This is a genomic window from Methylorubrum podarium (genome assembly GCF_022179745.1).
Taxonomy (GTDB): Bacteria; Pseudomonadota; Alphaproteobacteria; order Rhizobiales; family Beijerinckiaceae; genus Methylobacterium; species Methylobacterium podarium.
In genome coordinates, this window is the sequence record NZ_BPRD01000669.1 from 1 (window position 1) to 1252 (window position 1252).

Below are 1252 nucleotides of genomic sequence, written 5' to 3' on the forward strand. Positions count from 1 at the left end.
TCGCCGCCGACATCATCGAGAGCGAGCTGTTCGGCCACGTGAAGGGCGCCTTCACCAGCGCCGCCTCGTCGCGCGAGGGTCTCTTCTTCTACGCTCAGGGCGGCACGCTCTTCCTCGACGAGATCGCCGAGTTGCCGCTCGCGCTGCAGGCCAAACTCTTGCGGGTGATCGAGGACCGCAAGGTCCGCCCCGTGGGCTCGGACCGCGAGATCCCGATCGATGTCCGCCTGATCGCCGCGACCAATGCCGACCTCGCCGAGCGGGTCGCCTCCGGCCGGTTCCGGGCGGACCTCTACTACCGGCTGGACGTCGTCCGCATCCACCTGCCGCCGCTGCGCGAGCGCGTCGAGGACATCGAGCCCCTCGCGCGGATGTTCATGGATCAGCTCTCGGCTCAGCTCGGCCTGCCGCCCCTGCCGATCCCGCCGAGCGTGCTGCAGCGCTTCGAGGCCTATGCGTGGCCGGGCAACGCCCGCGAGCTTCGCAACCGGATCGAGCGCGCCCTGATCCTCGGGACCTTCGGCGAGCCCGATTCCGGGGCGACCGCCGAGATCCGGACCGACGACCTCGCCGAGGTGGAGAAGCGCCACATCCTGCGGGTGCTCGCCGCCGCCGACGGGAATCGGGCCGAGGCCGCGCGGCGGCTCGGCGTGTCGCGCAAGACCCTCGACCGCAAATGCGTGGAATGGAATGCGTGACCGATCCGAAGGCGCCTGATCCGCCCCCGAACGTCTCGGGCCTGCGCTCGGTTCGCACGCGGCTGCTCGCCATCGCCCTGCTGCCGATGGGAGCGGTGCTCCCCATCGTCCTCGGCTTCGCCCTGTTCTGGTGGCTCGGACAGTTCGATGCGCTCCTCGTCTCGAAGGCGCACGACGACCTGATCATCGCCCGCCAGTATCTGCGCCGCATCATGGAGCGCGGCGACGAGCAGATCGCGGCGCTCGGACAGTCGGCGGCCTTCGCCGAGGCGGCCCGCGCGGGCGGACTCGACGCCCTCTTGGAGGAGCGTCGGAAGACGCTCGGCCTCGACTTCCTGTACCTGACGGCGGCCGACGGCGTGATCGTGGCCGCCTCGCCCGCCGGAGCCAGACCGTCGAGCGGCGCGCGGTGGCGGGTCGTCGACGCCGCGCTCGCCGGCAAGCCGGAGACCGCGATCGACGTGTTCGACGCGGACGCGCTGGACGCCCTCTCGCCCGGTCTCGCGGCGCGGGCGCGCCTGGATCTCGTGCCGACGCCGGCCGCCGCCGAGACC

Annotated in this window: 1 protein-coding gene and 1 pseudogene; both read left to right on the forward strand. The window is 72.0% G+C overall.

All coding sequences use genetic code 11. From position 1 onward, the window contains the following. Window positions 1-698: sigma 54-interacting transcriptional regulator (locus MFF42_RS25595; protein ID WP_238258779.1), on the forward strand; the 698-nt coding region annotated here is incomplete at its 5' end. Beyond that, window positions 686-1252 (forward strand): annotated as a pseudogene (locus MFF42_RS25600) (two-component sensor histidine kinase); the annotation flags it as partial. The gene MFF42_RS25595 and the pseudogene MFF42_RS25600, both read left to right, overlap by 13 nt.